Genomic DNA, 7,626 nt, shown 5'->3' on the forward strand with positions numbered 1-7,626 from the left:
ACAGGAAGATGGATTCCATCCACGAGAAGAGCAGACCAAGACCGCCGGCGGTCCCCAGGATTTTTGCCGCCCTCATTCGCGGATCACCCCCTGTAGTTTCAGTATTCCATTCTGAACTATGATTTTGCGGATGCCAATAGAATACCATTAGCGTTCCCGTTTCGCCATGCCCGGGAATGTGATATTCTTTTATCAAAGGAAGTCATATATTTTGTTTGAAGGAGGATGGTTTCATGTCTGTGAAGAATGCCATGACCGCTGATTTTCTTCGGTCGGCCTACGGCGGCGAAAGCATGGCCCACATGCGGTACCTGGGATGGGCGGACAAGGCCGACAAGGAAGGCCTGCCGAAGATCGCCAGGCTGTTCCGGGCCGTCGCCTTCGCCGAGCAGGTGCACGCCACCAACCATTTCGTCGTCCTGAACGGGGACGTGGCTGATGCCTGCCTCACTGCAGGGGCCGTGTTCGGCATGAAGGAGACCGCCGAAAACCTTGTCGGCGCCATTGCGGGCGAGGAGCACGAAGTGGACCAGATGTATCCCGTCTACTACGAGGCGGCCAAGTTCCAGGGCGAGAAGGATGCCATGCGCACCTTCAACTTCGCCCTCCAGGCCGAGAAGCAGCACGCCGAATTCTTCCGGCAGGCCAGGGAACATGCCCTCGCCAAAAAGGACATGGAGTTCGAGGCCATGTACATCTGCCCCGTGTGCGGCCACACCGTGGCCGATGAGGCCCCGGACAAGTGCCCGGTGTGCGGGGTGGCGAAAGAGAAATACGTCCGCTTCTAAGTGTCGGATGAGGGGAAGGGACGGTTGTCCCTTCCCCTCATTTCTTTTTTCCGGGGAGAAGGCCGCCTAAATCCGCAAATTTTTCAGGCAGAGGGAGTGTCGCCGAGCATAAGGTGAATTCACCCCCGCCAGAAGCAAAGAGATAACCCACTGAGGGCAGCGCCCGGGGCCGAGTTTGAGGATCTTCCGGATATCGCATCGCAGCAGCATGACGAAGATCATGGCGGGAATGAGATTGCCCCGCACCACCTTGTAGGCGGCGTTGACGATGTCAGTCCTCTGCCACAGGTCGAAGGTGGCGAAAACCATGCACATGACGTACAGAACAACCGGCGTGGGAACATACTTGAAGAACGTGCTGTCCTTGTACTTCATCTCCAGGGAATCCGCACCCCCGTCAAAACAGAAAAAGAAAGGCGACATACACAAAACCGCACCATGTCTACCGTGTTACCCCCCCGTAACCAAGGGCATGATCTTTATCTCGTCGCCGTCGGCGGGAATATAGGTCTTGCTCTTCCGTTCGCCGTTCACTATGGGGATGTAGCCCGCGTGGGCCTTTTCCTCCAATTCCGAGAGCAGTTCGCCGATGGATCGCTCTCCGGCCGGGACTTCCCAGGGTTCAGGCGGTCCGTACTGCCTGAACAGGCCGAGAAGACGGATCGTCACAGCCATGGTACCCTTTCCTCCTCAAGGAAGGAAGGCCGCGAACCGGCCGAGTCCCAGGGCTTCCAGGCGCTCCCTTGAGGGAACGCCGTTCCTGTCCCATCCCCGAAGCTCGTAGTAGTCGTCGAGAATTTTGTCATGGGGTGTGGGCGTCTTGCCCGCCCGGGGCCCCACCATGGCGGGAACGGTCATCTTCATGGGCAGTGTGTCGTCCTTCCTGTCCAGGCCGTCCCGCACGTTGATGATTCTCTGGAGCTGCCACGCCCTCTCGCCGAACTTCACCAGCTCCTCCACCGGGACGTCCTTCCCCGTCAAGTACCTGTAGGCCGTCCGGATCTCCGTCAGGGTCAGGCCGCCGCCGCCCATCATGAACTGGCAGATGGTCATGCAGTTCATCAGGACGCTCACGTCTTGGTGGATCACCGCCGTCCTGGCCGCGAACTCCGGTGTCTGCCTGTCGTAGGGACCATCCTGCCCCAGTTCGGGAAAATATCCCCCGAGGGCGCTGGTCTGAGGGTTCCCCCGTTCGTGGCAGGCGCCCCTAGTACCCACGGCGTAGTTCACCCCGAGGGCGTACACCGCCCGGGGGTCGTGGGCGGGGTAATCCATGTTCTTCACTTCTACGGTGATCTTTTCCGCTTCCCTGCCGATATGCCGGGCCGCGCCCCGGATCCCTTCCCGGAACCATTCGCCCATGCCGGTCAGCGTCCCTATTTGTTCCACCATGGCGAGCAGGACGTCCGGGTCGCCCCATTTCAGGGACAGACCGCCGGTGTCCCGGGGGGTGATCCAGCCGTACTCCCAGCACTCCATGAGAAAGCCGATCCAGGCGCCGCAGGAGATGGTGTCTATCCCCAGGCGGTTGGCTCGATCGTTGGCCTTCGCCACGGCCCCCAGGTCCTCCACCAGGAGATTGCTCCCCATCATGGCGATGGTCTCGTACTCGGGACCGTTCCCTTCCAGCACCGCCCCGTCCGGAAATTCAAACCGGATGTGGCGGTGACATCCTATGGGGCAGTTGATACAGTGGAGGGGCTTCACGTTCAGGTACTCCGTGTACCGGGGAGCGCCGAGGAGGGCTGCCCCCCTCTTGTTCTCGTCCCCCCTCCAGTACCTGATGGGGGTATCGCCGATCCCTTCGAGGGGAACGATGACCCGGGGTGTTCCATGGGCCCGGAACTGCTCCCCCTGCCCGTAGAGCAGAGTGAACGTTTCCTTCGCGAACTCCGCAGCCTTCTCCGGGTCATGCACGGGAACCTCCTTCGTTCCCCAGGCCGCCACGGCCTTCAGGTTCTTCGAGCCCATGACGGCGCCCGCTCCTCCGCGCCCGGCAAAGCTGTGCCCGTCGCAGGAAATGCAGGCTATGGGGTGCATCATCTCCCCAGCGGGGCCGATGTTCAGGGCGTTGATCCGCCTGTCGCCAAGGTCTTCTTTTATGAGCTCTCCCGTTTCAATGGTGTCCTTCCCCCACAGGAACGCGGCGTCCCGGATCTCGGCGCCGTCGTCCTTGATGAACACGTAGACCGGTCTGTCCGCTCTTCCCTCGAACACCACGGCGTCAAATCCGCACTGCTTGAAGAAGGGAGCCCAGTGGCCCGTGCCCGCCGACTCGAGGAAGGTCCCGGTGAGAGGTCCCTTGGTGATCACGCTCCATTTGCCGTTGCCTGGGAATTTCACTCCCTGGAAGGGCCCCACGGCAAAGATAAGCTTGTTCTCCGGAGAGAGGGGGTCCACTTTCGCCGGAGTTTCCTCGAGAAGAATCTTCGCGCCGAGGGCCGAGCCCCCGAGAAGAAGGTCGAAGGTCTCCTCCGGAATATCGTCGACCCTGCAGACCCTGTTCGTCAGGTCCACCCGAAGCAGTTTTCCCCAATAGCCGTGCATGATTCCACCTCCTGGTTTCCCGATGCCGCCGGAGCGGCCGGGTATTGTACACTTCCATGGAATTATAGTCTAAATTGAAGGCCCCTTCATTGCAACAGGTCCGGGAAAAAACTCCCCGGCTGTATGCCGGGGAGTTTTTTCCGTACGTCCCGGGGAAGTTCAGATTCTTTGGCGGATCGTATCGATGATGGTGCCGTCCCGGTACTCCACTATTCCTATGATTTTTTCCCCGAAGGAAGGGGCCTTCGGAATTCCGGTGAATTCCTCGGCCATTTTCTTCAGGTCCCCGATTTCCACCAGCGGAATGCCTTTCCCCCGCAGATTCTCCAGGAGGTCTTTTCTCAGCGGGTTGACCGCCACGCCCCGCTCCGTGACCACCACGTCCACCGTTTGTCCCGGGGTGGTCACCGTCAGGACACTGTCCACGATCATGGGCATTCTTCCCCGGAAAAGGGGCGTGACGATGACGGTCACGGCAGCTCCGGCCGCGGTGTCCATGTGTCCGCCGATGCCGTGGAGAAGCACCCCGTCCGATTCGGTGTTCACATTGACGTTGAAGTCCAGGTCCACCTGGGTTGCCCCGAGCACCGCCGCATCAAGCATATCCACCACGCATCCCTTGGATGCCGTATTGGCGTAGAAGGACGCACTCATTTCCGCATGCCCGCGGTTCGAGGCGAGGGAGGCCACGGCCTCGAGGTCGAAAGACTGGACATCCAGCAGCGATTCGAAGAGCCCCTCTTCCAGCATTTCCACGCTCCGGCCCGTGATGCCGCCGGAAATGAAACTCCCCCTGATGCCGGCGGCCTTCATTCGCTCACGGATAAAGGCGGACGCGGCAAGGGAGATTCCCCCCGCGCCGGCCTGCATGGAGAACCCGTCCGTGAACAGGCCGCTCTCCTCAACGACTTTCGCCACCTGCTCCGCGATGATGAGCCGGAGAGGATCCCGGGTAACTCTGAGAGTTCCGGAGACTATTTTTTCCGGCACGCCGATGCTTTCCACGGGAACGACCCAGTCCACAAGGGTCTGGGGAATGGAAAAGGGAACGGCCGGGTAGGGAACAAGATTGTCCGTGACGGCAATCACCCTGTCGGCATACCGGGCGTCGGTAAAGGCATACCCGAGGGAACCGCAGGCCGAGGGGCCCGAAATGCCGCTCAGGTTCCCCATGGCATCCGCGACGGGGGCGGCCAGAACCGCTACGTCCACTCGTAGCTCTCCTGCCTGCATCGCACGGACCCGGCCGCCGTGGGAACGGAGGATCACCGGCGAGGAGAAGAGCCCTTCCGAGGCGGCCCTGCCCACCGGACCGTTCACGCTTCCCTCTATGGACCGGATCACTCCGGTGCGGACATGGCGGAGGAGGCTCTCGTGCACGGGGAAAAGGGCCGAAGGGGCGAGGACCAGGTCCCTGATGCCCATCCCGGCCAGCACGTCCAGGGCCATGTTCACCACCAGGTCGCCGTCTCGCAGGTGATGGTGGAAGGAAATGGTCATGCCGTCCCGCACTTCCGCCAATCGGAAAGCTTCCTCGAGAGAGGCGACGATTTTGCCTTTCTCCCTCCTCTTCCCGATGGAGGGAATATCTTTTTTTTCTCCAGTAAAAAAGAAGGTTTTCCGGTTATTGGTATTTCTAATCATCGTGGTCACCTTTCTCCCGAAAGGCACCCGGCCGCTTCCGCCAGGGCCAGGATTTTTTCCGCCCTGGCCACCACGGGGGCGTCGATCATCCGGCCGTCGAGGGCGATGACCCCGGTTCCCCGGGACGACGCCTCGCGGAAGGCGGCCATCACCCTCCGGGCAAACACGATCTCCTGTTCCGATGGAGTAAATGCCCTGTGCACCACGGAAATCTGCCTCGGATGAATGACCGATTTGCCGTCGAATCCAAGGAGGCGCACCCGCAGGGCTTCCGCATAGAGCCCCTCCATGTCGTTCACGTCGCCGAAAACACTGTCCAGCGCCTGCACCCCGGCAATCCTGGCTGCCACGATGACCTTTGCCCGGATATCGTCGAGCTCGCGGCCTTCTTTTGTGCGCACCGCCCCGATGTCCGCGGTGTAGTCTTCCGCGCCGTAATTCAGGGCGATCACCCGGGGGCTTGCGGCGGCGATTTCGGACAGGTTCCGGCCGCCCCGGGCGGATTCGGTTATGGCGATAATCCCCACCGTTCCGGGAGCGATGCCGTTATTCAGTTCAATTTCCGTCATCAGGGCGTCGGCCTCCCGGATGTCGTCGGCCGATTCGCACTTCGGCAGCCGGACGGCTTCCGGCGCGAGGGGGATGATCTCCTGAAAATCGTCCCTGCCGAAGGGAGTGGAGAGGGCGTTGACCCTCACCGTGACCTCCGAACCCCGGTAAGGCACAGCCCGGAGGGCATTCCTGACGAGGATTCTCGCCGCATCCTTCTCCGGGACGGGAACGCCGTCCTCAAGGTCCAGTATGACGCTGTCCGCCCCGTAGACCGACGCGTTGGCAAGCATGCCCGGGTTGGTTCCCGGCACGTAGAGAGACGTCCGGCGAAGCCTTTTCGCTTTCATTCCTCCACCCTCTCTCCGGCCGGCACGGCCAGGGCCCTTCGTGCCGCCGCCTCGGTTCTCGCCCGGAGGGTGCAGTCGAGAGAGCCCCGGTCCTGCACCTTGACGAAACCGTGAACAATGCCGACGGACTCAAGTGTCTCCCTGACTGCCTTTCTCATCTCCTCGCCGAAGGAAGCGATGGAAGGGCTGTCGAGCTCGATCTCGATGCCTTCCCTTCCAGGCGAAAGAACCACCATCACAAGAGCGTCACACGATTCAAGAGACCCCGCAACGCCGATCTTTTCCTGCACCATGAGAGTTCAACCTCCCGTTCATGCGCGGGCAGGCGTTGATCTTTTCTGGAACTTCAGGTTATAGACAATCACCAGTCCGAGAAGAGAAAAACCAGTCACGTCGGTTATAATTCCCGGGAAGATTAATAGAACCGCCCCGGCAAAGGCCAGCAGGCGTCCCCAGAAAGGAACAGGCGCCGCGATGTAGCCCTCCGTCGCTACGGAAAGCCCGAACACGCCGATGAGCGCGGTGATTATGGCAAAGATGGTCACAGGCCAGCTCACCACGTTGGTCAGCAGGATCTGGGGCGAATAGATGAAAACAAAGGGGACGATGAACCCTGCGAGGGCCAGCTTTATGGATGTAAAAGCCGTCTTGTTCGGGTCCGACCCCGCGATTCCCGCCGCCGTGTAGGCTCCTACGCACACGGGGGGAGTGACCGAGGAAAGGACGGCGTAGAAAAACACGAAGAAATGGACATCAAGGGGCTTTGCCCCGAGAAGAATCAGGGCGGGGGCCGCCACGGCGCTTGCCATGACGTAGCTTGCCGTGGTGGGCATTCCCATCCCCAGGATCATGGAGAGGATCATGGTGGAAATCAGCGTCAGCAGCATATTCCCTTTCGTGAAGCCGAGAATGACGTCCCCGACTTTCAGGGCGATTCCTGTGGCGCCCATCATACCGATGACCACGCCGACGATGACGCAGGCGATCGCCACGGAGAGGGCGCTTTTTGAGCCCTCTTCGAGAGTGGAAATGAAGGACCGGATGTCAAGCCTGTCTTCTTTTCTCACAAAGCTGAGGAGGGTCGCCAGGACGATACCCCAGCATCCGGCATACAGGGGATTGTACCCCTGGACAAGGAAGTAGATGATGCCGAAAAGGGGAATGGACTTGTACCCGCTCTTGATCAGGACATCCTTCACCCGGGGCAGGGATTCCTTCGGCAGGCCCTGCAGTCCCAGCTTGGCCGCCTCCAGGCTCAGGCAGCACCAGATGCCCCAGAAATAGAGAATGGCGGGAACGACCGCGGCGCTGAGTACCTTGAGGTACGAAATACCAAGGGCGTCCGCGATGATGAACGCCGCCGCGCCAAGCACGGGCGGCATGATCTGCCCCCCCGTGGATGCCGCCGCCTCGACCGCTCCGGCGAAATAGGGCTGGTACCCGATCTTCTTCATCAGGGGAATCGTAAAGGCTCCGGTGGTGGCCACGTTGGCGGAGGTACTGCCGCTGATGGTTCCCATTAAGGCGCTCGAAACGACGGCGATCTTCGCGGGGCCTCCCTTGAGATGGCCGGTCAGGGCCATGGCAAGGTCGTTGAAAAACCGGGACGTTCCCGTGGAACTGAGAAACGCTCCGAACAGGATGAAAAGATAGATATAGGTCGCTGAAACCCCCGTCACGAGACCGAAAAGACCATCCGTAGTGAGATAAAGCTCCTCGATGATGCGGGGGATTGACAGGCCGAAATG

Annotated in this window: 8 protein-coding genes; 1 reads left to right on the top strand and 7 read right to left on the bottom strand. The window is 60.7% G+C overall.

Going from position 1 to position 7,626, the window contains the following annotated elements; translation table 11 throughout:
• Positions 1–233 precede the first annotated feature (233 nt).
• The gene (locus tag JMJ95_RS08615) at positions 234–788 is read left to right on the top strand and encodes a rubrerythrin family protein (protein WP_290684529.1); all 555 of its coding nucleotides are present in this window, start codon (positions 234–236) and stop codon (positions 786–788) included.
• A 66-nt stretch (positions 789–854) separates the two neighbouring features.
• Here JMJ95_RS08615 and JMJ95_RS08620 read toward each other — a convergent pair whose 3' ends face one another.
• The 7 genes from JMJ95_RS08620 to JMJ95_RS08650 form a co-directional block, all read right to left on the bottom strand.
• Complete coding sequence (locus JMJ95_RS08620; protein WP_290684530.1) at positions 855–1,211, bottom strand: DUF819 family protein; 357 nt, start codon at positions 1,209–1,211, stop codon at positions 855–857.
• Between the two features lie 27 nt (positions 1,212–1,238).
• On the bottom strand, positions 1,239–1,463 hold the full coding sequence (locus JMJ95_RS08625; RefSeq protein ID WP_290684531.1) for a MoaD/ThiS family protein: 225 nt from the start codon (positions 1,461–1,463) through the stop codon (positions 1,239–1,241).
• A 15-nt stretch (positions 1,464–1,478) separates the two neighbouring features.
• Positions 1,479–3,335 carry an aldehyde ferredoxin oxidoreductase family protein gene (locus tag JMJ95_RS08630; protein WP_290684532.1) on the bottom strand — a complete coding sequence of 619 codons (1,857 nt, stop codon included), beginning with the start codon at positions 3,333–3,335 and terminating at the stop codon, positions 1,479–1,481.
• A 159-nt stretch (positions 3,336–3,494) separates the two neighbouring features.
• Positions 3,495–4,922, bottom strand: a complete 1,428-nt coding sequence (gene citF, locus JMJ95_RS08635; protein WP_367153783.1) for a citrate lyase subunit alpha — start codon at positions 4,920–4,922, stop codon at positions 3,495–3,497.
• 62 nt (positions 4,923–4,984) lie between these two features.
• Entirely contained in the window at positions 4,985–5,878 is an 894-nt protein-coding gene (locus JMJ95_RS08640; protein WP_290684533.1) for an aldolase/citrate lyase family protein, read from the bottom strand.
• Entirely contained in the window at positions 5,875–6,171 is a 297-nt protein-coding gene (citD, locus tag JMJ95_RS08645) for a citrate lyase acyl carrier protein (protein WP_290684534.1), read from the bottom strand. Before citD ends, JMJ95_RS08640 begins: the two co-directional genes overlap by 4 nt.
• 18 nt (positions 6,172–6,189) lie before the next feature.
• On the bottom strand, positions 6,190–7,626 hold a 1,437-nt coding region (locus tag JMJ95_RS08650; protein WP_290684536.1), incomplete at its 5' end, for a TRAP transporter fused permease subunit.

The organism is Aminivibrio sp. (genome assembly GCF_016756745.1).
Taxonomy (GTDB): Bacteria; Synergistota; Synergistia; order Synergistales; family Aminobacteriaceae; genus Aminivibrio.